Annotated in this window: 26 protein-coding genes; 14 read left to right on the top strand and 12 right to left on the bottom strand. The window is 65.0% G+C overall.

Features of this window, described 5'->3' with window-relative positions; all coding sequences use genetic code 11:
• Nucleotides 1–27: 27 nt before the first annotated feature.
• Nucleotides 28–969: a nucleoside hydrolase gene (locus EN874_RS13690; protein ID WP_127425205.1), complete on the bottom strand. Its 942-nt coding sequence runs from the start codon at nucleotides 967–969 to the stop codon at nucleotides 28–30.
• 142 nt (nucleotides 970–1,111) lie between these two features.
• Here EN874_RS13690 and EN874_RS13685 point away from each other — a divergent pair, with 142 nt between their 5' ends.
• The gene (locus EN874_RS13685; RefSeq protein WP_126087623.1) at nucleotides 1,112–1,537 is read left to right on the top strand and encodes an Hsp20 family protein; all 426 of its coding nucleotides are present in this window, start codon (nucleotides 1,112–1,114) and stop codon (nucleotides 1,535–1,537) included.
• Nucleotides 1,538–1,602: 65 nt separating this feature from the next.
• Nucleotides 1,603–1,860: a DUF1150 family protein gene (locus EN874_RS13680; RefSeq protein ID WP_126087622.1), complete on the top strand. Its 258-nt coding sequence runs from the start codon at nucleotides 1,603–1,605 to the stop codon at nucleotides 1,858–1,860.
• Nucleotides 1,861–2,045: 185 nt separating this feature from the next.
• Here EN874_RS13680 and ptsN read toward each other — a convergent pair whose 3' ends face one another.
• The 6 genes from ptsN to lptC all read right to left on the bottom strand — a co-directional run bounded on the left by ptsN (nucleotide 2,046) and on the right by lptC (nucleotide 7,310).
• Nucleotides 2,046–2,510 carry a PTS IIA-like nitrogen regulatory protein PtsN gene (gene ptsN, locus EN874_RS13675; RefSeq protein ID WP_042641064.1) on the bottom strand — a complete coding sequence of 155 codons (465 nt, stop codon included), beginning with the start codon at nucleotides 2,508–2,510 and terminating at the stop codon, nucleotides 2,046–2,048.
• A 60-nt stretch (nucleotides 2,511–2,570) separates the two neighbouring features.
• A complete protein-coding gene (gene raiA / locus EN874_RS13670) occupies nucleotides 2,571–3,158 on the bottom strand; it encodes a ribosome-associated translation inhibitor RaiA (RefSeq protein ID WP_126087621.1) in 588 nt (195 codons plus the stop codon).
• A gap of 315 nt (nucleotides 3,159–3,473) precedes the next feature.
• Nucleotides 3,474–5,003 (bottom strand): RNA polymerase factor sigma-54, encoded by a 1,530-nt coding sequence (rpoN, locus tag EN874_RS13665; RefSeq protein WP_127425204.1) that lies wholly within the window; start codon nucleotides 5,001–5,003, stop codon nucleotides 3,474–3,476.
• A gap of 189 nt (nucleotides 5,004–5,192) precedes the next feature.
• The gene (gene lptB, locus EN874_RS13660) at nucleotides 5,193–6,011 is read right to left on the bottom strand and encodes an LPS export ABC transporter ATP-binding protein (protein ID WP_126087619.1); all 819 of its coding nucleotides are present in this window, start codon (nucleotides 6,009–6,011) and stop codon (nucleotides 5,193–5,195) included.
• A complete protein-coding gene (locus EN874_RS13655) occupies nucleotides 6,011–6,610 on the bottom strand; it encodes an LptA/OstA family protein (protein ID WP_127425203.1) in 600 nt (199 codons plus the stop codon). The genes lptB and EN874_RS13655 overlap by 1 nt, the downstream gene beginning before the upstream one ends.
• Nucleotides 6,597–7,310 carry an LPS export ABC transporter periplasmic protein LptC gene (lptC, locus tag EN874_RS13650; protein WP_127425202.1) on the bottom strand — a complete coding sequence of 238 codons (714 nt, stop codon included), beginning with the start codon at nucleotides 7,308–7,310 and terminating at the stop codon, nucleotides 6,597–6,599. Before lptC ends, EN874_RS13655 begins: the two co-directional genes overlap by 14 nt.
• A gap of 302 nt (nucleotides 7,311–7,612) precedes the next feature.
• Between lptC and sppA the strand changes: the two genes are divergently transcribed.
• The 4 genes from sppA (at nucleotide 7,613) to EN874_RS13630 (ending at nucleotide 10,412) form a co-directional block, all read left to right on the top strand.
• Nucleotides 7,613–8,566, top strand: coding sequence for a signal peptide peptidase SppA (gene sppA, locus EN874_RS13645; RefSeq protein ID WP_127425201.1), 954 nt, complete (start codon nucleotides 7,613–7,615; stop codon nucleotides 8,564–8,566).
• A 78-nt stretch (nucleotides 8,567–8,644) separates the two neighbouring features.
• Nucleotides 8,645–8,929 (top strand): integration host factor subunit beta, encoded by a 285-nt coding sequence (locus EN874_RS13640; RefSeq protein ID WP_027165368.1) that lies wholly within the window; start codon nucleotides 8,645–8,647, stop codon nucleotides 8,927–8,929.
• Between the two features lie 168 nt (nucleotides 8,930–9,097).
• Entirely contained in the window at nucleotides 9,098–9,424 is a 327-nt protein-coding gene (locus EN874_RS13635; protein WP_127425200.1) for a LapA family protein, read from the top strand.
• A gap of 25 nt (nucleotides 9,425–9,449) precedes the next feature.
• On the top strand, nucleotides 9,450–10,412 hold the full coding sequence (locus EN874_RS13630) for an ornithine cyclodeaminase family protein (RefSeq protein ID WP_127425199.1): 963 nt from the start codon (nucleotides 9,450–9,452) through the stop codon (nucleotides 10,410–10,412).
• Here EN874_RS13630 and EN874_RS13625 read toward each other — a convergent pair.
• From EN874_RS13625 to EN874_RS13615, 3 genes are all read right to left on the bottom strand, one after another.
• Entirely contained in the window at nucleotides 10,405–10,842 is a 438-nt protein-coding gene (locus tag EN874_RS13625; protein ID WP_127425198.1) for an EVE domain-containing protein, read from the bottom strand. The genes EN874_RS13630 and EN874_RS13625 overlap by 8 nt on opposite strands.
• A complete protein-coding gene (locus EN874_RS13620; protein ID WP_127425197.1) occupies nucleotides 10,839–11,219 on the bottom strand; it encodes a VOC family protein in 381 nt (126 codons plus the stop codon). Before EN874_RS13620 ends, EN874_RS13625 begins: the two co-directional genes overlap by 4 nt.
• 69 nt (nucleotides 11,220–11,288) lie before the next feature.
• The gene (locus EN874_RS13615; protein WP_127425196.1) at nucleotides 11,289–11,999 is read right to left on the bottom strand and encodes a YafY family protein; all 711 of its coding nucleotides are present in this window, start codon (nucleotides 11,997–11,999) and stop codon (nucleotides 11,289–11,291) included.
• A gap of 96 nt (nucleotides 12,000–12,095) precedes the next feature.
• Between EN874_RS13615 and EN874_RS13610 the strand changes: the two genes are divergently transcribed.
• The 7 genes from EN874_RS13610 to EN874_RS13580 all read left to right on the top strand — a co-directional run bounded on the left by EN874_RS13610 (nucleotide 12,096) and on the right by EN874_RS13580 (nucleotide 19,661).
• Nucleotides 12,096–12,581, top strand: coding sequence for a DUF1772 domain-containing protein (locus EN874_RS13610; RefSeq protein ID WP_127425195.1), 486 nt, complete (start codon nucleotides 12,096–12,098; stop codon nucleotides 12,579–12,581).
• Between the two features lie 89 nt (nucleotides 12,582–12,670).
• The gene (locus tag EN874_RS13605; protein WP_127425194.1) at nucleotides 12,671–13,747 is read left to right on the top strand and encodes a class I SAM-dependent rRNA methyltransferase; all 1,077 of its coding nucleotides are present in this window, start codon (nucleotides 12,671–12,673) and stop codon (nucleotides 13,745–13,747) included.
• 1 nt (nucleotide 13,748) lies between these two features.
• Entirely contained in the window at nucleotides 13,749–14,609 is an 861-nt protein-coding gene (locus tag EN874_RS13600) for an RNA methyltransferase (RefSeq protein WP_127425193.1), read from the top strand.
• Nucleotides 14,610–14,618: 9 nt separating this feature from the next.
• On the top strand, nucleotides 14,619–15,107 hold the full coding sequence (gene lspA, locus EN874_RS13595; protein ID WP_127425192.1) for a signal peptidase II: 489 nt from the start codon (nucleotides 14,619–14,621) through the stop codon (nucleotides 15,105–15,107).
• Nucleotides 15,108–15,178: 71 nt separating this feature from the next.
• Complete coding sequence (locus EN874_RS13590; protein WP_127425191.1) at nucleotides 15,179–16,168, top strand: MDR family oxidoreductase; 990 nt, start codon at nucleotides 15,179–15,181, stop codon at nucleotides 16,166–16,168.
• 142 nt (nucleotides 16,169–16,310) lie between these two features.
• Nucleotides 16,311–18,590, top strand: coding sequence for a PAS domain-containing sensor histidine kinase (locus tag EN874_RS13585; RefSeq protein ID WP_127425190.1), 2,280 nt, complete (start codon nucleotides 16,311–16,313; stop codon nucleotides 18,588–18,590).
• A 186-nt stretch (nucleotides 18,591–18,776) separates the two neighbouring features.
• Nucleotides 18,777–19,661, top strand: a complete 885-nt coding sequence (locus tag EN874_RS13580; RefSeq protein ID WP_126087605.1) for a GNAT family N-acetyltransferase — start codon at nucleotides 18,777–18,779, stop codon at nucleotides 19,659–19,661.
• A 92-nt stretch (nucleotides 19,662–19,753) separates the two neighbouring features.
• Here EN874_RS13580 and EN874_RS13575 read toward each other — a convergent pair whose 3' ends face one another.
• The gene (locus EN874_RS13575) at nucleotides 19,754–20,386 is read right to left on the bottom strand and encodes a trimeric intracellular cation channel family protein (protein WP_127425189.1); all 633 of its coding nucleotides are present in this window, start codon (nucleotides 20,384–20,386) and stop codon (nucleotides 19,754–19,756) included.
• Between the two features lie 107 nt (nucleotides 20,387–20,493).
• Nucleotides 20,494–21,144 carry a nucleotide exchange factor GrpE gene (gene grpE, locus EN874_RS13570; protein ID WP_127425188.1) on the bottom strand — a complete coding sequence of 217 codons (651 nt, stop codon included), beginning with the start codon at nucleotides 21,142–21,144 and terminating at the stop codon, nucleotides 20,494–20,496.
• A gap of 217 nt (nucleotides 21,145–21,361) precedes the next feature.
• On the opposite strand from grpE, the gene EN874_RS13565 reads away from it, so the two are divergent.
• Nucleotides 21,362–21,562 (top strand): hypothetical protein, encoded by a 201-nt coding sequence (locus tag EN874_RS13565; protein ID WP_126087602.1) that lies wholly within the window; start codon nucleotides 21,362–21,364, stop codon nucleotides 21,560–21,562.
• Nucleotides 21,563–21,603 lie beyond the last annotated feature (41 nt).

The following is a 21,603-nucleotide window of genomic DNA, read 5'->3' as shown; positions in this document are numbered from 1 at the left end:
CCCCCACAAGGGGGGAAGGAAGAGGCCCTACAGCCGCCCCAGCCTCTCGATCAGCAACGCGAAGAAGGCATCATGGTCGATGTCGCGCATCACCATGGCGTTCTTGTCGCGCTTGGTGACGCCCCACCAGTCGATCACCGTCATGCCCATGGTGAGCTCGGAGGTCGTCTCGACGCTGACGTTGCAGCGGCGGCCCTTGAACAGTTCCGGCTTGATCAGATAGGCGATCACGCACGGATCGTGCAGCGGCCCGCCGTCGGTGCCGTATTTCTCCTCGTCGAAGCGTTCGAAGAATTCCAGCATCTCGGCGGTCGCGGTGCCGACCCTGGTGCCCAGCTGCCGGAAGGCCTGAGTGCGCTTGGCCGTGGTCAGCGCCTTGTGGGTGACGTCGAGCGGCATCATCACGATCGGAATGCCGGACTTGAGCACCACATCGGCGGCCTGCGGGTCGACATAGATGTTGAACTCGGCGGCGGGCGTGACGTTGCCGCCCTCGAAGAAGCCGCCGCCCATCAGCACGATCTCCTTGATGCGCGGCGCGATCCGCGGCTCGCGGATCAGCGCCAGCGCGATGTTGGTGAGCGGCCCCAGCGGGCAGAGCGTGATCGTGCCGCTCTCCTCGCGCATCAGCGTCTCGACGATGAAATCGACCGCATACTCTGCCTGCAGCGGCATGGTCGGTTCGGGCAGCTGCGGCCCGTTGAGGCCGGTCTTGCCGTGCACTTCCTCGGCGGTGACGAGCTCGCGCGCCAGCGGGCGGACGGCGCCGGCATAGACCTTGACGTCGGGGCGGCCGGCGAGCTCGCAGATCTTGCGGGCATTCTTCTCGGTGAGCTTCAGCGGCACGTTGCCGGCGACGGCGGTGATGCCGACGATCTCCAGCTCGGGGCTGCCGAGCGCCAGCAATATGGCGACGGCATCGTCCTGGCCGGGGTCGGTGTCGATGATGATCTTTCGTGACTGGGGCATTTCAATTCCTTTTTGGGGAGTCTTTTTGGGCGGGGTTTTGATGGCTTGAACTTGGTTGCGCGGCGGACCATATCAAGACCATCGGGAAAAATGCCATCTGGGTTTTTCCGGTTTGTGTCGCTCTTGAGAGGACAATGTAACAATGAGTCGAATGACGCCCTTCTCCAGCCCGCTTCTCTTGGGTTTCGACGCCATGGAAAAGACGCTCGAACGTCTGGCGAAGTCGGGCGACAGCTATCCTCCCTATAACATCGAGCGCCTGGGCGCCTCGGACGGCAAGGCCGAGAGGCTGCGCATCACGCTTGCCGTGGCGGGTTTCGCCGAGAACGACCTCGATGTCACCACGGAGGAAAACCAGCTGATCGTGCGCGGCCGTCAAACCGACGACACCGAGCGCGAATTCCTCCACCGCGGCATCGCCGCGCGCCAGTTCCAGCGCTGCTTCGTGCTGGCCGACGGCATGCGGGTGATCGGCGCGGACCTGAAGAACGGCCTTTTGTCGATCGATCTCGATCGGCCGGAAGCCGAGCGCCTAGTACGGAAAATAAACATATCGGTGAAAGACTGATCTTTGCCGATGGCTCTAATGCGGGACGGCCGGAAGTGGCGTCCTCGCGCCAAGGAGGCTTGAAAATGCCCAGAACTGACGAAACCCTGACCATGACCAGCGGCGAACTCGCCCATTTGGGCGAAGGTTCGGTCGCTTACCTGAGGAAAGTATCGAGCGACGATCTGCGCGGCCGCTTCCCCGGCCTCACCGAAATCGCGCCCGGCCTGGAACTGTGGGCGCTGTTTGCCGCCAACGGCCAGCCGATCCTGCTTTCCGATGCCCGCGACCGGGCGCTGGCGGGTGCGCTGGAGAACGATCTAACCACGGTCGCGATCCACTAGAGCGTTTCAGCGATTCATAGAATCGCCGAACCGCCCTAAGTATCAATGCCGGACGGAAAACCGTTACACACTTTTCCTGGAATTGCTCTAAGGATCGATTCCCGCCGTCCCAGGCGGCGTGTGGTTGCGTTTGAAACGGAAAGGGCCGCTCGCGGCGGCCCTTTGAAGGTTTTACCCCCGAAAATTCAAGCCGCGTGCGAAGCCTGCGTGTCCGACAACAACGCGTGGATGGCCACGGCGTCGCGCGTTCCCCTGATCTTGGCCACCGTATCGGCGTCGCGCAGCACGCGCGCGATGCGCGACAGCGCCTTGAGATGGTCGGCGCCGGCGCCTTCGGGCGCAAGCAGCAGGAACACCAGGTCGACCGGCTGGTCGTCGAGCGCCTCGAAATCCACCGGCGTCTCCAGCCGGGCGAAGACGCCCGCGATCCGCTTGACCCCCGCGAGCTTGCCGTGCGGAATGGCGATGCCGTTGCCGACGCCGGTCGAGCCCAGACGCTCGCGCTGCAGGATGGTGTCGAACACTTCCCGCTCCGGAATCCCCGAAATCGCCGCGGCCCTCTCCGACAGCAATTGCAGAAGCTGCTTTTTGGAATTCGCCTTCAACGCCGGCATGATAGCCGGAACGCTGATAAGATCGCTAAGATCCATGCTTGAAAAATCCCTTGCTCGCCTGCCCGCGCCGGTCGTCCCCCTCGCGCGGCCGGCTTCTTATCCCTGCGCGACTTTGGTAGTCGACGGATCGATCCAGCCGATGTTCCCATCCGGCCGGCGGTAGACGATGTTGAGATGGTCGTTTCCGGCGTTGCGGAAGACGAAAACCGGGCTGTCCTTGGTATCGAGCTCGATGACGGCAGATGCCACCGACATGGTGCGGAGCGTCATGGTCGATTCGGCGACGATGACCGGAGCGAAGTCCTCCGGAATGTCTTCTTCATCGTCGGCGAGCGGCGCCATCACCGTATAGGCGATGTCGGTCGGCTCCTCGCCATTGCCGTTGCCGACATTGCGCGACTTCAGCCGGCGCTTGTAGCGCCTGAGCCGCGTTTCGAGGCGATCGGCGGCCGCCTCGAAGGCAAGCGTGGGGTCCTGGGCGTCGCCGGTCGCCTGCAGCGAGGCGCCGGAATCGAGCCGGATCATGCAATCGGCCGAGAAGCGCGACCCCGCCTTGATGACCGTGACATGTCCTGAAAAACCCCGATCGAAATACTTTTCGATCGCTTCGTTGACACGATCGTTGATGCGCGTACGGAACGCATCGCCGATGTCCATGTGTTTTCCCGAAATGCGCAGATTCATCTGAAAACTGACCTTCCTTGCTCAGGCTTCAAACTGTCCCGAGTTTATACCCGTGGTGCGCGCGCACAAGCTTTGCGGCGGCACGCGCGCCGATTTTAGACCCGAACTTTGCGGTTGATCACAAGTCGCCTTCTTGGCCGTCCGAGGCCTTCGCTTTGACGGACCCATTCGCGAGCGGGCATCGCGGCCCGGCTCATGCGGGCGGGCTTCTAGACACTTCATTGCGGCTTGTCAATGAAGCACGAAAACTGTGGGAATCCGCGGTTCCCCGGAGTCCGCATCGACCAGGCCAGGCCGGCTGATTGTCAACCGCCCTCAGCGTCCGGCGTTGGCCAATGCCCGCTTTTCGCGGCGGCGCTGCACCGATGAAGGGATGTTCATGCCTTCGCGGTACTTGGCGACGGTGCGGCGCGCGATGTCGACGCCGCTTTGCCGCAGCATATCGACGATGGCGTCGTCGGAAAGCACGTCGGCGGGTTTCTCCTCGTCGATCAGCTGCTTGATGCGGTCGCGCACGGCTTCGGAGGAATGGGCTTCGCCGCCTTCCGCCGAGGCGATCGAAGCGGTGAAGAAATAGCGCAACTCGAAGACGCCACGCGGCGTCAGCATGTATTTGTTGGCGGTGACGCGGCTGACCGTCGATTCATGCATCCCGATCGCGTCGGCCACCGTGCGCAGGTTGAGTGGTTTGAGATGCCGCACGCCATGGACGAGGAACGCATCCTGCTGGCGCACGATTTCCGAGGCCACCTTCAGGATCGTCTTCGCCCGCTGGTCGAGGCTGCGCGTCAGCCAGTTGGCATTCTGCAGGCACTCGGCGAGAAACTCCTTTTCCGCCTGGTCCCTGGCATGGCATGAGACGCGGGCAAAATAGACATTGTCGACCAGAACGCGCGGCAGCGTGTCGGCGTTGAGCTCCACCGCCCAGCTGCCGTCGGCCGCCGCCCGCACCTCGACATCGGCGACGATCGCGTCGCTGGCGCCGCCCGAAAACGCAGTGCCGGGCCGCGGATCGAGCGCCCGGATCTCGGCCAGCATGTCGAGAAGATCCTCCTCGTCGACGCCGCAGATGCGTTTCAGCGCATGGAAATCCCGCCGCGCCAGAAGTTCGAGATTGGCGAGCAGGGCCTTCATCGCCGGATCGAGCCGGTCGCGGACGGCAAGCTGCAGCGACAGGCATTCGGCGAGATCGCGGGCAAACAGGCCGGCCGGCTCGAAGGTCTGGCAGACGCTGAGAACGCGCGCCACCGCTCCGTCGTCCGCGCCCAGCCGCGCGGCGATTTCTTCCAGGTCGGCACGCAGATAGCCCGCCTCGTCGAGGCTGTCGGCAAGCTCGCCGGCGATCAGGCGTTCAGCAGGAGCAGGGAAAGCAAGCGCGATCTGCTCGCCGACATGCTCGCGCAGCGTCACGACGGTCGCGGCCATCTCCCCGACATCGAAGCCCTCCGACGGCGCGCCGCCGGCGCTGCTCCCGGACGCCGACTTCCATTGCGCAGTAAGATCCGGTCCCAGCCTCTCGCTCGTTCCGGGATCGTCGGGGAAAAGATTCTCCAGCGAAGAGTCGAGCTTGTCCGAGATCGCCTCGGCGCTCCATTCCGTCTCGGCCTCGAACCAGTCATCCCCGCTGGCCGGTTCCGGCGCGGCCTCGCTCTTCTGCGGCTGGTCGCCGCTTGCATCGTCCTGCGGCTCCGCCCGCTCCAGCAGCGGGTTGCGCTCGATCTCCTCGTCGATGAAGCGCTCAAGCTCGACATGGGTGAGCTGCAGCAGCCGGATCGACTGCATCAGCTGGGGCGTCATCACCAGCGACTGGGACTGTCTGAGCTGCAGTTTGGCTGCCAGCGCCATGGTGGGATTCAAACGCCTCGTCTACGCATCGAAAAATGGTTTTTCGGTCGGGCATAGAAACTGGCCCGCCTTTTGCTTGTCAAGCCAAACGCTAGCAGCGACGGCTTACCGGAGCGTTATCCGAGGACGGATTGCCGATAAAACCGGCGAAACGGCGCGAAATATCGGCGGAAAGCCGGCTTTCCACCGTTAGAGGGTAAAACCCTCGCCGAGATAGAGCCGCCGCACATCGGCGTTGGCGACGATCTCGTCGGCCCGGCCATGCGTCAGCACCTGGCCGGCATGGATGATATAGGCGCGGTCTATCAGGCCGAGCGTCTCGCGCACATTGTGGTCGGTGATCAGCACGCCGATGCCGCGCGCGGTCAGATGCCGAACAAGCTGCTGGATGTCGGCGACCGCGATCGGATCGATGCCGGCGAAGGGCTCGTCGAGCAGCATGTAGGCCGGCCGCGTCGCCAGCGCCCGCGCGATCTCGAGACGGCGTCTTTCACCGCCCGACAGCGACATCGACGGCGCCTTGCGAAGATGGCTGATGTGGAATTCCTCGAGCAGCTCGTCGAGCGTGCGCTCGCGCTCCTTGCGGCTCTTTTCCACCACCTCCAGAACGGCGCGGATGTTCTGCTCGACGTTAAGCCCGCGAAAGATCGAGGCCTCCTGCGGCAGATAGCCGATGCCGAGACGGGCGCGGCGGTACATCGGCATCGAGGTGACGTCGAAGCCGTCGATCTCGATCGTGCCTTCGTCCACCGGCACGAGACCGGTGACCATGTAGAAACAGGTGGTCTTGCCGGCGCCGTTGGGGCCGAGCAGCCCGACGGCCTCGCCGGCGCGCACGCCGAGCGTCACCCCGCTGACGACCTTGCGGCCCTTGTAGCTCTTGGTCAGGCCCTTGGCGATCAGGGTGCCCTTGAACTTCGCCTTGTCGACACTGACCGTTGCCGGGGCAGCCGGTTTTGCGGCCGCCCGCCCTGGAAGGCGGGCCAGCAGCGACGATACGCCAGCCATTACTGCTGCTGCGCTCCCTGCTGCTGCTGCGCGCCCTGCTTCTGCGGCGTGATCGACATGATGACTCGGCCGCCGGTGCCGCAACCGTCGACATTGGCAAGACCGCTTTTCATTTGCACAGTGAGCTTGCAGCCCTTGAGCACATTGTCGCCCTGCGAGAGCACCACTTCGCTGCCGGAAAGGACAAGCACCTGGGTCTTCATGTCGAACGTGCCCTTGTCGCCGGTGGCGATCTGGTCGTTCGATTTGATGTAGACCTTGTTCTCGACCACCAGGTGGTCAATGTTGGCTGCACCTGTCATCGCCGAGGCGCCGGCAGCCGCACCCTTGGGGGCGTTGGCATCCTTGACGTAGTAGACCGTCATCTTGCCGGCCTTGAGCAGCGTCGGCCCCTGATTGACGGTGACGTTGCCGCTGAAGATCGCCGCGCTGTCGGCCTGACGGACCTCGAGCTTGTCGCTTTCGATCTGGATCGGCTGGTCGCCCGACAGTTTCAGGCCGGACATCTGGCTGGTGCCGCCGGTCTGGGCAAGCGCGGGCGCCGCCAGCATGAAGAGAGAGGCCGCCGCTGCAAGCCGTGCCGAACTACTGCGACGCATTCTGCTCTCCGCTCTTTGCCTCTGCCGCCTTCAGACTTGCCGCATCGATGTCGACGCGCACCCGGTTCTCGAAGACCACCACCTTGCCGTTCTCTTCCACCGACATCGAATCGGCGGTGATACGCGACCCGTTGCGGCTGACATCGACCGGATTGTCCGTCTTCATAGAGCCTTTGCCCATGTCTAGGAAGACCGATTTGAACTTGGCCTGCATGCCGTCGCTCGTCGTCACCAGGACATCGCTTGTGAGGTCCATCGTGTTGGCGTCGCGGTCGTAGATGCCGTGCGCGGCGTTGACCGACACCACATTGTCGCTGGCGACCGGCAGTTTGGCGTTGATGCCTTCGAGGTCGATGATGCCCTGCTTGCCGACATCCTGCGTCGCCCTGGTCGCCGTCAGCGAATAAGGCAGTTTCTGCTTGGTGAAGCCGTTGAGCTTGGGATTGGCCATCACCAGCTTGCCGTTCGAAAAGGCGGTGCCGTCGGCCTGCACCGAGATCGACACCGGCGCGGCGAGATAGGAATAGACCGGAAAGGCGATCGCGATTGCCGCCGCCAGCAGCGGCACGGCGAATTTCAGCACCCGCACGCGGCGCGAATGCCGCTGCGCGCGGTCGAACGCGTCACCGCGCGTGCCGCTTTCGCCAGCGGCAGCCGACACCGTTTCGGCATCGCTCGTTTCGTCAGATCGCGCCAACATGACTGTTTTCTAATGAGCCCTTGCCCCGCCAAACACCGCCTATAGGTGGTATGCCGGTCCCCGCAAGCAAGCACAAGCGGAGGAAAACTGCAAAAATGTGACGGCTACTACCGCACGACTAGGACGAATTCGGCTGAACTGCCAGCCTTTCATAGCAGATAGGGGCCGGCTGCGTTAATTTTTCGTGAGGTTGTCGTGATTGCCAAGTTGCGCCGAGACCGGTCGGGGCCTTCAGGAAACGGTAGCCGCGCGCGGGTGGTTGCTTTAAAAGCGTGCTTTCCCCACCGATTGTGAGGCTGACGATGGCAATGAGAGCCGACGACCTGATCGACCGCCGCCGCTTGCGCCGCAAGCTGACCTTCTGGCGCGTGGCCGCGTTTGTGGTTCTGGCGGCGGCGCTGATCGCCTTTTCGGCATGGGTCTACAATGACGATTTCACCGGCCGGGCGGTCGATCACATCGCCAAGGTCAAGATCGAGGGCACCATCACCGAGGACGAGGAGCTGATCAAAAGGCTGGAGACGATCCGCAAATCGCCGACCGTGAAGGGCGTCATCCTGTCGATCGATTCGCCCGGAGGCACCACGGTCGGCGGCGAGTCGATCTACGAGGAGGTGCGCAAGCTTGCCGGCGACAAGCCGGTGGCGGCCGAGGTCGGCACGCTGGCGGCGTCCGCCGGTTACATGATCGCAAGCGCGGCTGACCATATCGTTGCCCGCAAGACCTCGATCGTCGGCTCGATCGGCGTGCTGATCCAGTATCCCGACGTCAGCAGCCTGATGGACAAGCTCGGCATCAAGCTGGAAGAGGTGAAGTCCTCGCCCCTCAAGGCCTCGCCCTCGCCCTTCAAGCCGACCAATGACGACGAGCGCGCCATGGTGCGCAAGCTCATCCTCGACAGCTATGACTGGTTCGTCGGCATCGTCGCAGAGCGGCGCAAGATGAGCCATGAACAGGCGCTGGCGCTGGCCGACGGGTCGATCTTCACCGGGCGCCAGGCGCTCGGCAACCACCTGGTCGACGCGGTCGGCGGCGAGGCCGAGGCGATCGACTGGCTGGCGACCAAGGGCGTCGACAGCAAGCTCAAGGTCGTCGAGTGGAAGGACACGGACCGGCGCGGTTTGCTGTTTTCGAAGAGCATGACCAAAGCCGTCGCCGGCGCGCTCGGCCTGCCGGACGCCGGCGGCGACATCATTCATGAACTTGGCGCCGACCGCTTGTTCCTTGACGGTCTCGTTTCGGTCTGGCACCCTTGACAATTGTTGGGACGAGCCAAATAAAGCAATAAAATCATCCTGATAATTTGACCGCAGTGGTTTACGGGGAACGTTCTCATGATCAAATCCGAACTTGTGCAGATCATTGCCGCGCGCAACCCGCATCTCTTTTTGCGCGACGTTGAAAACATCGTCGGCGCGATCTTTGACGAGATCACCGACGCGCTCGCCGAAGGCAACAGGGTCGAGCTGCGCGGTTTCGGCGCTTTTTCGGTCAAAAACCGTCCTGCCCGCACCGGTCGCAACCCGCGCACCGGCGAATCCGTCGAGGTCGAGGAGAAGTGGGTGCCGTTCTTCAAGACCGGCAAGGAGTTGCGCGAAAGGCTGAACGGCGGCAAATAGGGGCCGCGGCGGCAGGTCGAAACGACCTCTCGGCGCTGAAAGCATGTCTCGCGAAAGTGGGAACCCGGTTTCGGGACAAAGACGTGCGTAGTATCAAAACCTGAAGGCGCACAGGGCAAACCTGAAGGATCGCAGCGCGCTTTTAAGTCGCCTCTCCATGGAGATCTGATGTTCAATCGCTTCGTGCTCGTCGTGGTCTTCGTGCCGCTGGCCGTCATCCTGATCGCGCTTGCCGTCGCCAACCGCGGACCGGTCGCCTTCACGCTCGACCCGTTCCATCCGGGCAATCCGGCGCTGACGCTGAATTTGCCGCTCTTCATCTTCCTGTTCCTGGCTTTGGCCGTCGGCATGATCGTCGGCGGCATGGCGACCTGGGTGAAGCAGGGCCGCTATCGCAAGCTCGCGCGCCAGCGCGGCCTGGAGGCCGAGAACCTGCGCCAGGCAGTGAGCCGCGCGCCCGCTGCGCCGAAAGGGCCGGCGTTGCCGACGAACTGAACGGCATACCGTTACGGAGCGTGCCATGCTGACCATCTCGGCCGCCGAGGTCGATCGCGCACTGACCTTTCCAGGGCTGGTCGAGACGCTGCGCATCGCCTTCCGTGACGGCGCCGTGCAGCCGGTGCGCCATCACCACGCCGTCGAACGGCCGGACGGCGCCGCGTCGACGCTGCTGTTGATGCCGGCCTGGACGGACTTCAACGCCGCGGGTAGCTCGGCCGGCGGCCATATCGGCGTCAAGATCGTCACCGTCTCGCCGGACAACAACGCCATCGGCAAGCCGGCGGTGATGGGCCTCTATCTGCTGCTCGACGGCGTGACCGGAGAGCCGCAGGCGCTGATCGACGGCCAGCGGCTGACGCAATGGCGCACAGCTTGCGCCTCGGCGCTCGCCGCCTCCTATCTTGCCCGCGAGGACGCTTCGCGGCTGCTGGTGATCGGTGCCGGCGCGCTGTCGTCCTTCCTTGCCAAGGCGCATTCGGCGGTGCGGCCGATCAAGTCCATCCATATCTGGAACCGCACGCCGGCCAATGCCGAGAAAGTGGCAAGCGCACTGCGTGCCGAAGGTCACCCGGCCAGCGCTGCCGGCGATCTCGAAGCCGAGCTTGGCGAGGCCGACATCATCGCCTCGGCGACCATTTCGACCACGCCGCTGATCAAGGGTGGGCTTTTGACGCCCGGCACCCATGTCGACCTGGTCGGCGGCTTCACGCCGGCGATGCGCGAGAGCGACGATGAGGCGATTTCCCGCGCCCGCGTCTTTGTCGACACCCGCGCCGGCGCCACCAAGGAGGCCGGCGACATCGTCCAGCCACTCGCTTCCGGCGTGCTGAAACCGGAAGCGATCGTCGCCGACCTGCATGAGCTGGCGCGCGGCGAGAAACAGGGCCGGCGAAGCGACGACGAGATCACGCTGTTCAAGTCGGTCGGCGCCGCGCTCGAAGACCTCGCCGCTGGCATCGCCGTCTACAAGGCGCTCAAATAGCCCACACCGCCGGCTTTGCGCCCATCGCCCCGCCGATCAGTCGGAAGTCGTGCTCGCTGATCTCGAACAGGCCGAAACGAAGCTGATAGCCCCAATTCGGCTTGCCGGCGGTGAAATCAAGGCGGTCGAGCAGCGGCTTGATCGGCGCTTCCCTGGCGTCTGACCAATCGACGTCGCGCCGCGCCGGCGTGAAGCCGCCGCCCATCTCGCCCTGGTAGATCTCGCCTTCGCGCACCGTGCCTGTTGCCGTAAAGGACTGCAGCCCGTCCTTCTCGCCGAGCACGGTGCTCGGCGAGTAATAGACGATGCCGTCGCCCGGCTTGATACGGCGCAGCGGTGAGGCCTTGCCGTGATTGACCTGCATGAAGCCGGCCTGGCGGCCGATCCTGACATGCCCGGCCGATGCGACAGCGACCCAGTAGGCACTCATCCCTGCGCTCCCTCGAAAGGCCAGTAGACGCGCAAGCGGTGATTGTCGGGGTCGAGCGCGACGAACGTGCGGCCGAAATCCATGTCGGTCGGGGCCTGGAGGATTTTCAGGCCGCGCTTGGCCCAGTCGGAATGGGTGGCGTCGACGGCGGTCGCGTTCTCGACCGCAAGCACCAGCTCGCCGCCTCCGCCCGCCGCGGCGGCCGCCGGCTCAACGGTGTGGCGCGACCAGAGCCCGAGCCTGAAGCCCTTGTCGAGCACGAACATGGCGAATGTGGGCGAGGTCTCGACCGGCTCGCGTCCAAGCAGTGAAGCATAGAAGGCGCCGCTCCGTTCCGGGCTGTCGACGTAGAGGATGGCGAAATTGGGCGTGACCATGTCAGATCTCCAAGTTTGTTTGAACGCAGGTGGTTTAGCCTGCACCACTGTCAGATTCTGGCAGTAGCATCAACCAGCGGGGTCTGACGCCGCGTTCTGGCCCGGCTTGTCGTGCGTCGCCCGCCATTCCTTCAGCATTACCTGGCGGCGGCGCGGATAGCGGATATCGGTGGCGGTGAGGTGGGACATGCGATCGGCGCGGAAGTGGCGAAAATCCCGGCGCATCTCGCACCATGCCACCATCACCCGCACCTTGTCGAAGAAGCCGAGAGCGAACGGCCAGACCAAGCGCTCCGACGTGGCGCCGCCGGCATCGCGGTAGAGGAAGCCGAGCTTGCGCTCGTTGCGGATCGCCTGCCGCACCACGCCGAGGTCGATCGCCTCGACGGTTCCAGAATGCGGCCCGACCAGCAGCGTCGTGGCATCGAGATCCTCGCGCAGGTCGTCCGGCAGCACCGCAGCGATCTTCGATAGCGCATCCGTCGCGGCCGCGGCCAGCCGCTTGTCCGGCTGTTTCGCCACCCAGCGCGAACCGAGCACGATCGCCTCGATCTCCTCGTCGGTGAACATCAGCGGCGGCAGCATGAAGCCGGGCTTCAGCACATAGCCCAGCCCCGCCTCGCCCTCGATCGGCGCACCCTGTCCCTGCAGCGTTGCGATGTCGCGATAAAGCGTGCGGATCGACACGCCCATCTCGCCGGCAAGCATGCGGCCGCTCACCGGCCGCCGGTGGCGGCGCAGGATCTGGATCAGGTCGAGCAGGCGTTCGGAGCGGGACATCGATTTGCTGTTTGCTGCAGCCCGACCATAGGTCCCCAGCGCGCGCCGCTGCAAGGCAGCGTCGGAACGCCTGCGCTCCGATGCCGTTGTCCCTCGATGGAGATGCGCGGATATCTGTTCTTCTGGTCGGTCCTGACCATAACGATAGCGGCGCTCAGCCTAGGACCGTCCTTTGCCCATGCCCTGGAATCGCTTTCCAGGTTGACGAGGTGGTCGCCCGCGCTTTGGCGCGAGGCGACCGTTTTCAACGCACAGTTCCAGCTGTTTCTGCTAGTAGGAGCGCCGCTCGATCTCGCCGCGATCCTCTGTCCGGCACTGCTTGCGTGGATGCTGCGCGCCCAAGCCACTGCCTTCTGGTTCGTCCTAGTCGCTACATTGCTTTATGCCGTCTCGCTGGCACTCTGGTTCGGGCTCGTCAAACCGGCCAACGACGTCCTCGCGACGTGGACACCCGGACCGATCCCCGAGAATTTCGCCGCCATCCGGTTGCGCTGGGAGACCGGCCATATGGCGGTTACGGCCGCCAAGGCCATCGGTTTCATTTCGCTTGCTTTCGGCATGCTGTCGATCCGCCAGGTCTAAGCTCCGGATGGCCGCGCTGCACGCGCCTTTGTTGCGCCGGTGGGCATAGCTGTGGCAGAAGCGGGCCGAACCGCCGGAGATGCCTCTTCTTGAAATCCTTTCGCGACAAACGCCGCGACAGCCGTCCGCACTCTGCAAGAACAGAGCCGGTGCGCCCACACGACACGTTTGCCCCGGCAAGGCCAAAGACCGGCGAGCGCCCGGAAACGAAATCCCCGCATCGGCAGGACGCCAACCCTGCGCCGCGGGTGCTCCAGCGCCGCGAGGGTCCCTTGCCCGCCGAGCGGCTGCCGCTGATCCTCGAGGTCGCGCCCAATGCCGATTATGCGCTGTTGGACAGCGGCGCCGGCGAAAAACTGGAGCAGTACGGCCCCTACCGCATCGTTCGCCCCGAAGGCCAGGCGATCTGGCAGCGGGCGCTTGCCGCCAAGGAATGGGAGCGCGCCGACGCCATCTTCACCGGCGATACCGACGAGGAAGGCATCGGCCGCTGGCGTTTCCCGAAAGCGCCGCTCGGCGAGACCTGGCCGATGAAGCATGACGGCATCGACTATCTCGGCCGCTTCACCTCGTTCCGCCATGTCGGCGTCTTTCCCGAACAGGCCTCGCACTGGGACCATATGGCCGGGCTGATCGCGGCGGCCAGGCGTCCGGTCAAGGTGCTGAATCTTTTCGGCTATACCGGGCTTGCCTCATTGGTCGCCGCACGCGCCGGCGCCGAGGTCACCCACGTCGATGCCTCCAAGAAAGCGATCGGCTGGGCGCGCGAGAACCAGGAGATGGCCGGCCTGTCCGACAAGCCGATCCGCTGGATCGTCGAGGATGCGGTGAAGTTCGCCGAGCGCGAGGAGCGCCGCGGCAGCCGCTACGACATCGTGCTCTTCGACCCGCCCGCCTATGGCCGCGGCCCGAAGGGCGAAGTCTGGCAATTGTTCGAGGATCTGCCAAGGCTCACCGACCTCTGCCGCTCGATCCTGACGCCGAAGCCGCTGGCCGTGGTTCTGACCGCCTATTCGATCCGCGCCTCCTTCTTCGCCATCCATGCCCTGATGCGCGATACCTTCGCCGGCATGGGCGGAACGGTCGAATCCGGCGAGTTGATCATCCGCGAGAAATCCGCCGGCCGCGCGCTGTCGACCTCGCTGTTCTCGCGCTGGGTGGCTTGAAATGGTCGCATATGACGGACATCGCCCGGTCGGGCAGGTCAAGGAAGTCACCAGCCTCGCCAATCCGCTGGTCAAGGACATCAAGGCGCTGGCGCTGAAAAAATTCCGCGACCAGCAGAACGCCTTCATGGCCGAAGGCCTGAAGCTGGTCATCGACGCGCTCGACCTCGGCTGGCAAATCCGCACCCTGGTCTTTGCCAAGGCCGGGCGCGGCAACGCGGCGATAGAAAAGGTCGCGGCACGCACGGTCGCCGCAGGCGGCACCGTGCTCGAAGTCTCGGAGAAGGTGCTGGCGGCAATCACCCGCCGCGAGAATCCGCAAATGGTCGTCGGCGTCTTCGCGCAGCAGACGCTGCCGCTAAAAGATATCCGCGCCACGGACGGCGATGTCTGGGTTGCGCTCGACCGCGTGCGCGACCCTGGCAATCTCGGCACCGTCATCCGCACCGTCGATGCCGTCGGCGCCAAAGGCATCATCCTGGTCGGCGACACTACCGATCCGTTTTCGCTGGAAACGGTGCGCGCCACCATGGGCTCGATCTTCGCCGTGCCGGTCGCCAGGGCGACGGAGCAGGCCTTCCTCGCCTGGCGCCGCGATTTCCCGGGCCTGGTCGCCGGCACGCATCTGAAGGGCGCCGTCGACTACCGCTCGGTCGACTTCTCCAGAGGCCCGGTCCTGCTTCTGATGGGCAACGAGCAGCAGGGCCTGCCCGACAACCTCGCCGAGAGCTGCGATCGGCTGCTCAGGATCCCGCAGGCCGGCCGCGCCGATTCGCTCAATCTGGCGGTCGCCACCGGCGTGATGCTGTTCGAGATCAGGCGCGGCGCCTTGAAGCTCGACCCCGCCACCGACACGCGATAGGGCTGCTAAGTGAAATCCTGGTCCCCTTACGTCCTTCTGATCGTCGTTGCCATCGCGCTCGACCAGTGGATCAAGCAGCTGGTCGAGAACGGCCTCGCCTTCCAGGAAAAGGTCGATCTCCTGACCTTCCTGGCGCTGTTTCGCACCTACAACACCGGCATCGCCTTCTCGATGTTCTCCTCCTTCGGCGACACCGGCCTGGTGGTCATCGCCGTGCTCGTCGTGGCCTTCGTGCTCTATCTGGCGGCGCGCACGCCCGCCGGCCATGTCCTTGCCCGCATCGGCTTTGCGCTGATCGTCGGCGGCGCGCTCGGCAATCTGATCGACCGCGCGGTCTACGGCCACGTCATCGATTACATCCTGTTTCACACGCCGGTCTGGTCCTTCGCGGTGTTCAATCTCGCCGACGCCTTCATTTCGGTTGGCGCCGCGCTCGTCGTCTTCGACGAATTGATCGGCTGGCGGCGGGAGACCAAACCCCAGGACCGAGGCAATTGACCTCGCGCGACCACCGCCTCAAAGTCGAGGCAACTGCGCAATAACAAACCGCCGGAATCGAGGAGACAAAAATGTCCGACACCTTCAAAGCCATCCTCATTTCGCGCGACGCCGAAAAGAAGCAGTCGGTCGAAATCGTCGACCTCTCCGACGCCGACCTGATGGAAGGCGACGTCACCGTCGCCGTCGAGGCGACGACCGTGAATTACAAGGACGGGCTCGCCATCACCGGCAAGGCTCCGGTCGTGCGCCGCTGGCCGCTGGTGCCCGGCATCGATTTCGCCGGCACCGTCATTTCCTCCTCCCATGCCGACTGGCGCAAGGGCGATCGCGTGATCCTCAACGGCTGGGGCGTCGGCGAGACGCATTACGGCGCCTATGCCGGGCGCGCCCGCGTCAACGGCGACTGGCTGGTGCCGCTGCCCGACGGCATGATCCCGCATGACGCGATGGCCGTCGGCACCGCCGGCTATACCGCGATGCTCGCCGTGATGGCGCTGGAGCGGCACGGCATCGTGCCGGATCGCGGGCCGGTGGTGGTGACGGGGGCCGCCGGCGGCGTCGGCTCGGTCGCCATCTCGATCCTCTCCACTCTCGGCTACCGTGTGATCGCCTCGACCGGACGCAATGCCGAAAGCCCTTATCTGATCGATCTCGGCGCGGCCGAGGTGATCTCGCGCGACGAGCTCAGCCAGCCGGCAAAGCCGCTCGCCAAGGAACGCTGGGCCGGCGGCATCGACTCTGTCGGCACCCATACGCTCGCCAACGTGCTTTCGATGACGTCCTATGGCGGCGCGGTCGCCGCTTGCGGCCTGGCCGGCGGCATGGACCTCCCGACAAGCGTCGCGCCTTTCATCCTGCGCGGCGTCTCGCTGCTCGGCATCGATTCCGTCATGGCGCCGAAACCGGTCCGCCTCGAGGCATGGCGCCGCATCGGCGCCGACCTCGACCTCAGGAAGCTGTCGACGCTGTCGCGCTCGATCGGCTTCGACGGCATCGTCGGCGCCGCGCGCGACATCGTCGACGGCAAGATCAGGGGCCGCGTGGTCGTCGATATGTAGTGCCTTCCAGGAGAAGCGTTCGGCGGTTTTCCGTGCGGAATTGCGCCAAAACGCGCAGAAACCGCCCGAATTGGCTCAGACGACTAAAATTCGAACGATCCGCCCCAGTCTTCCATAATCTCTGTCTGGCAAGGTTTCCCGCATGTTCGCGGACTCCGACTTCAGACAGGACAGCAAGACCGCAGGCGATGACGGGCTGGGTCCGGACACGCCGAAGCGGCAGGTGCTTATCGCGCCGCCGCTGGCTCCCGAATTGCCGCCGGCCAGCCGCGAAGGCCTGTCGTTCCTGACGGTCGTCGCGATCATCGTGCTGGCCGGGCTGGCGCACCTCACCGGAGCGCCGATCTTCATCACCATCGGCCTGCTGGCGACTGGCCTGGGCGGCCTGATGATGCATCTGCGCAACCAGCGCACCGAGCGCCGCGCCGCTCTACTTCTCGACGAGACGGCCGCCCGCAGCCGCGCCGAGATCGAGACGCTCGCCGACCGCATGTGGGAGATGCAGGAGAGCGAGGAGCGTTTTCGCGGCCTGATCGATGCGCTCGGCGATCTCGTCGTGCATCGCGACCGCGACGGGCACATCGTCTACGCCAACAAGGTGTTCGCCTCGCTCGTCGACACGGATCAGCGCGATCTCGCCGGCAAGACGCTTTCCGAGCTCGGCATAGACGTGGGCGTCGTGCCCGACGCCGCCTTCTCGGACCATGAATGCCTGAGCTCCACCGACGTCGCCATCCGCACGCCGAACGGGCCGCGCTGGTTCTCCTGGATCGAGCTCTCGGTGCGCGACAGGGATACCGGCGCTGTCTCGCATCGGGCGATCGCCCGCGACATCACCGCCCGCAAGCGCGCTGAATCCTCGCTGATCACCGCCCGCGAGCGGGCCGAATACGCCAGCCAGGCCAAGTCGCGCTTCCTTGCCACAGTCAGCCACGAGATCCGCACGCCGATGAACGGCATCATGGGCATGGCGAAGCTGCTTGCCGATACCGACCTGTCGCCCGAGCAGCGCACCTATGTCGGCGCCGTCTCGACATCCGCAAGCTCGCTGCTTGCGCTGATCGAGGACCTGCTCGACTATTCCAAGATCGAGGCCGGCCGCTTCGATCCCGAGCCACAGCCGACGTCGCTGCGCGAGATCGCCGACAACATCATCGAGCTGCTGGCGGCGAAAGCCTTCTCCAAGAACATCGGCCTCGGCTGCCATGTCGAGCCCGACGTGCCGCAGATGATCACCGCCGACCCCGGCCGCGTGCGCCAGGTGCTGCTCAACCTCATCGGCAACGCCGTCAAGTTCACCGACGCGGGCGGCGTGCTGCTCACCGTCTCGCGCGCCCGCAGCGAGAGCGCGGACCGCATCTGCTTCACCATCGCCGACACCGGTCCGGGGCTGCGCGAGGAGGATATGGAGCGGATCTTCGAGGAATTCGAGCAATCCGACGGCACTTCGACCAGGGTGCATGGCGGCGCGGGTCTCGGCCTTGCCATCTCCAAGCGGCTGGTGATCGCCATGGGCGGCACGATCTCGGTTTCGAGCCGGCTCGGCGAAGGGTCCGAATTCGTCTTCGACATCCCGGCGACCGCGGCAACCGAACCGCCGCAATATCGCCGGAGCATCCTCTCCGATCGGCGCGCGGTGATCGTATCCAGGAACGCCGTCGAGGCCGACGCCATCGCCCGCACCATCCGCGCGCATGGCGGCGGCGTCGAGATTGCGGCCACGCCGGACCAGGCCGCTGCCTTCGCCGCCGGCTGCAACGTGCTTCTGGTCGACGCCGCGCTCGAAAACAGCGACGGCCGCCTGCTCAAGCGGCTGCGTCAGAGCGGTTTTGTCGACTGCGAGGCCGTCACCCTGATCGCACCCGCCGATCGCGGCATGCTCGGCGAATTCCGCGCCAACGGCTACGCGACGTTCCTCGCCCGGCCGGTGCGCGGCGAAACGCTGCTGCGCGTGCTGTTGACCAGCCATGTGCCGGCACCCGCCGAGCCGCAGCCGCAGCCGCGTGGCGCCACGTCCGCCCGCCGCCGCGACCAGGGGCTGTCCGTGCTGATCGCCGAGGACAACGACATCAACGCAATGCTTGCCCGCGCCACGCTTCTCAAGGCCGGACATCGCGTCAAGATTGTTGGCAACGGCAAGGCTGCGGTCGAGGCCGTCACCGATGCCGGCCTCAAGCATCGTTTCGACGTCGTCCTGATGGACCTGCACATGCCGGTGATGGACGGGCTGGACGCGATCGCTGCCATCCGCCGCCATGAGGAAGCGCTTGCCGTGCCGCCGGTCCCGATCATGGTGCTTTCGGCCGACAGCCAGGAAAAGACGCGCCACACCGTGCTGGCCCATGGTGCCAGCGGCTTCGTCACCAAGCCTCTCGACCCCGATGCGCTCGTCCAGGCCGTCGAGAGCCAGGCTGCGGCGTAACGAATTTTTTAGACTTTCCCGAACGCCTTGGATTGCTTGGCTTTCACAGCCGTAAGATAGCCGGTTGAGGGTATTGCCCAGCCGACGAAGTATTGCCGGGCCCGCCGTATCACGGTACTGTCACAATCCTGTTGCACCTACACCGTATCCCCGTGCCAAGAGGGATGGCTCGAAGGAGAATCACTCGTGCATACAGTCATGCCTGAATGCGATGCTCGGCCGAACGCCAGCGCCCTGCTCGGCGCTCGCACCGCCGACTCCGTCGCAAACGGCGCACCGCTGGGCCGCATCGGCAATCTTGAAGTGCGGCTCGCCCGCAACGAGGCCGAGATCGCGGCCGCCCAGGAAGTGCGCTACCGGGTATTCTATGACGAGCTTGGCGCGAGGAAGGATCTGTTCCAGGCGCAGGACCGGCGCGATGCAGACCGCTTCGACCCGCTCTGCGACCATCTCTTGGTTTTCGACACCTCGCTTCCGGGCCCCGAGCACCGCCGCATCGTCGGCACCTATCGCCTGCTGCGGCAGGAGATCGCCACGGCGGCGGGCGGTTTCTACTCCGAAGGCGAGTTCGAGCTGACCAAGCTGGTCGCGCGCCATCCCGGCCAGCGCTTCCTCGAGCTCGGCCGCTCCTGCGTGCTGCCGGAGTACCGCTCCAAGCGGACCATCGAGGCGCTCTGGCAAGGCATCTGGGCCTATATCAACCACTATGGCATCGGCGTGATGACCGGTTGCGCCTCCTTCCACGGCATCGTGCCCGCCGCGCATGCGGAGGCGCTGACCTATCTCGCGCATCATTGCCGCACCGACCAGGCCTGGGACGTCCGGGCGGTGGCGGGCCGCTACTGCTCGATGGACCTGATGCCGATCGAGGCGGTCAATGCCAAGGCCGCGATCGCCGCCATGCCGCCGCTGGTCAAGGGCTATCTGCGCGTCGGCGCGCGCATCGGCGACGGCTGCGTCATCGACCACGAATTTTCCACGGTCGACGTCTTCGTCGTCATGCCGGTCAAGGAAATCGGCGCCCGCTACGTCAACTACTATGGCGGTGAAGGGCAGCGCTTCGCTGCATAGCGAATAGCGAATAGCGAATAGCGAATAGCAGAAAGTGGCGGGACCTGTCCGTTCAATCCCTATTCGCTACTCCCTATTCACTATTCGCTCGCTCACGGAATATCCTCCGGCCTTCGCCCGGGCCGGCTCTTATAGGCCGGGAACGACCAGCCGAACTTGAGCGCCCCACCGCGCACCAGGAAAGCCGCCGCGAAGCCGAGCAGGCTGGATGGGAGCGCCGGCATGCCGGCAAGATCGCAAAGCGTGAAGAGCGCGGCGCCCGCGAGCGCGGCCGTGACATAGATTTCGGGTCTCAAAAGCACGGAAGGTTCGCCGGCGAGCAGGTCGCGCAATATGCCGCCGGAGGTCGCGGTGAGCACTCCGGTGATGACCGACACGACCGGCGAGCCGGTGATCGCCAGGCCCTTTGCCGCCCCCATCACCGCGAAGGCGGCAAGCCCGATCGCGTCGAGCCAGAGCAGCAGCTTGTAGCGGGATTCAACGCGATGGGCGCTGAAGAAGACAAGCACGGCGACAACGGCGCAGATCAGCACATAGCGGCTATTGGCGACCCAGAACACCGGCAGGTTGAGGATGACGTCGCGAAGCGTCCCGCCGCCGATGCCGGTGACGCTGGCCAGGAACAGGAAGCCGATGATGTCGAGCTCCTTGCGCGACGCGGCAAGCGCGCCCGTCGCCGCGAAGACCGCGACGCCGGCATAGTCGAGCAGCTCGATGGGATTCATGGGTGAGCGAGTAGTGAATAGCGAATAGCGAGTAGTAGTGAATACCACGAAGCTGTGCGGTTGGTAGCCAGCTTCGCTATTCGCTACTCACTACTTCCTATTCGCTATCAAGCATCCTTCTCAGCCTGCTCGTTCACCGGACCCGGCTCGACCGGCGCCTCGGCCGCGGCAGCCTTCGGGCCGCCCTTGGAGACGCCGACCATCGCCGGCCGCAGCACGCGCTCGCCGATCGAATAGCCCGGCTGCACGACCTGGACGACGGTGCCGGCCGGAACGTCCGGGTTGGGCACCTCGAACATCGCCTGGTGGAAGTTCGGGTCGAACTTCTCGCCTTCCGGCGCAAGCTTCTTCACGCCGTGTCGCTCCAGCGCCGACAGCATGGCGCGCTCGGTGAGGTCGACGCCCTCGATCAGCGCCTTGAAGCCGGCATCGCCGGAGGCCTTGGCCTCGGCCGGAATGGCGTCGAGCGCGCGGCGCAGATTGTCCGACACCGACAGCATGTCGCGCGCGAAATTGGCCACCGCGTAGGTGCGCGCGTCATGCACGTCGCGCGCCGTGCGGCGCCGCAGGTTCTCCATTTCGGCCGCCACGCGAAGCGCCCGGTCCTTCAGTTCCTCGTTTTCCTTCAGCAGCCGCACGAGCGCCTCGTAGTCGCCGTCGACGCCGCCTTCCGCACGTTCGCCGGGAGCCTTGGCGCCGGAAGCCTGGTTGGCTTCGATTTCCTCGGGCGCGCGTTCGTCTTTTGCCTGGTCGCTCATCGCCGTTTCCCGTTATTCGGACTGGTTTGGATTTGCGCCCGATATCGAGGTTTGAGGGCCAAAAATCAAGGGGCAAGCACCGTTGGCGGCCTTCCCCCGATCGTTCCAAATTAATTCAAATTTTACCGTACCGGACGGCTTTGCTTGCCTCTGGGGACTGATACGGGAACCATTGCCGGCTGCGAGAGTTTCGAAGCCGACACAGGATTTTGGGACCATGACCGGCAACAATGCAGAAAGGCGCGCCAGACTCGCCCACGATATCCGGCGCCAGGTCGGCGCGGAAGCGACGAAGCGCTTCCTGCGCACGCTGCCGGCTTTCCGCCTGGAGAAAGAGATGCCCAAGCGGCTCACGGACCTGCTCGACCGCCTGGAGGGTGCCGAGGCAGACAAAATGGGCGGCGAACGACGTCTGTAGACTGCCGCCCCCAACAGCTTGAAACGCGCGGCGCGAGGCGC

It is taken from the genome of Mesorhizobium sp. M1D.F.Ca.ET.231.01.1.1 (genome assembly GCF_003999155.2).
Taxonomy (GTDB): domain Bacteria; phylum Pseudomonadota; class Alphaproteobacteria; order Rhizobiales; family Rhizobiaceae; genus Mesorhizobium.
This window is presented reverse-complemented; position numbering and strand designations above follow the sequence as displayed.

Coding starts and splice junctions, on each gene's coding strand:
- EN874_RS13690 (WP_127425205.1), bottom strand. CDS start 969: ATGCCCCAGTCACGAAAGATCATCATCGACACCGACCCCGGCCAGGAC.
- EN874_RS13685 (WP_126087623.1), top strand. CDS start 1,112: ATGAGTCGAATGACGCCCTTCTCCAGCCCGCTTCTCTTGGGTTTCGAC.
- EN874_RS13680 (WP_126087622.1), top strand. CDS start 1,603: ATGCCCAGAACTGACGAAACCCTGACCATGACCAGCGGCGAACTCGCC.
- ptsN (WP_042641064.1), bottom strand. CDS start 2,510: ATGGATCTTAGCGATCTTATCAGCGTTCCGGCTATCATGCCGGCGTTG.
- raiA (WP_126087621.1), bottom strand. CDS start 3,158: ATGAATCTGCGCATTTCGGGAAAACACATGGACATCGGCGATGCGTTC.
- rpoN (WP_127425204.1), bottom strand. CDS start 5,003: ATGGCGCTGGCAGCCAAACTGCAGCTCAGACAGTCCCAGTCGCTGGTG.
- lptB (WP_126087619.1), bottom strand. CDS start 6,011: ATGGCTGGCGTATCGTCGCTGCTGGCCCGCCTTCCAGGGCGGGCGGCC.
- EN874_RS13655 (WP_127425203.1), bottom strand. CDS start 6,610: ATGCGTCGCAGTAGTTCGGCACGGCTTGCAGCGGCGGCCTCTCTCTTC.
- lptC (WP_127425202.1), bottom strand. CDS start 7,310: ATGTTGGCGCGATCTGACGAAACGAGCGATGCCGAAACGGTGTCGGCT.
- sppA (WP_127425201.1), top strand. CDS start 7,613: ATGGCAATGAGAGCCGACGACCTGATCGACCGCCGCCGCTTGCGCCGC.
- EN874_RS13640 (WP_027165368.1), top strand. CDS start 8,645: ATGATCAAATCCGAACTTGTGCAGATCATTGCCGCGCGCAACCCGCAT.
- EN874_RS13635 (WP_127425200.1), top strand. CDS start 9,098: ATGTTCAATCGCTTCGTGCTCGTCGTGGTCTTCGTGCCGCTGGCCGTC.
- EN874_RS13630 (WP_127425199.1), top strand. CDS start 9,450: ATGCTGACCATCTCGGCCGCCGAGGTCGATCGCGCACTGACCTTTCCA.
- EN874_RS13625 (WP_127425198.1), bottom strand. CDS start 10,842: ATGAGTGCCTACTGGGTCGCTGTCGCATCGGCCGGGCATGTCAGGATC.
- EN874_RS13620 (WP_127425197.1), bottom strand. CDS start 11,219: ATGGTCACGCCCAATTTCGCCATCCTCTACGTCGACAGCCCGGAACGG.
- EN874_RS13615 (WP_127425196.1), bottom strand. CDS start 11,999: ATGTCCCGCTCCGAACGCCTGCTCGACCTGATCCAGATCCTGCGCCGC.
- EN874_RS13610 (WP_127425195.1), top strand. CDS start 12,096: ATGGAGATGCGCGGATATCTGTTCTTCTGGTCGGTCCTGACCATAACG.
- EN874_RS13600 (WP_127425193.1), top strand. CDS start 13,749: ATGGTCGCATATGACGGACATCGCCCGGTCGGGCAGGTCAAGGAAGTC.
- EN874_RS13590 (WP_127425191.1), top strand. CDS start 15,179: ATGTCCGACACCTTCAAAGCCATCCTCATTTCGCGCGACGCCGAAAAG.
- EN874_RS13585 (WP_127425190.1), top strand. CDS start 16,311: ATGTTCGCGGACTCCGACTTCAGACAGGACAGCAAGACCGCAGGCGAT.
- EN874_RS13575 (WP_127425189.1), bottom strand. CDS start 20,386: ATGAATCCCATCGAGCTGCTCGACTATGCCGGCGTCGCGGTCTTCGCG.
- grpE (WP_127425188.1), bottom strand. CDS start 21,144: ATGAGCGACCAGGCAAAAGACGAACGCGCGCCCGAGGAAATCGAAGCC.
- EN874_RS13565 (WP_126087602.1), top strand. CDS start 21,362: ATGACCGGCAACAATGCAGAAAGGCGCGCCAGACTCGCCCACGATATC.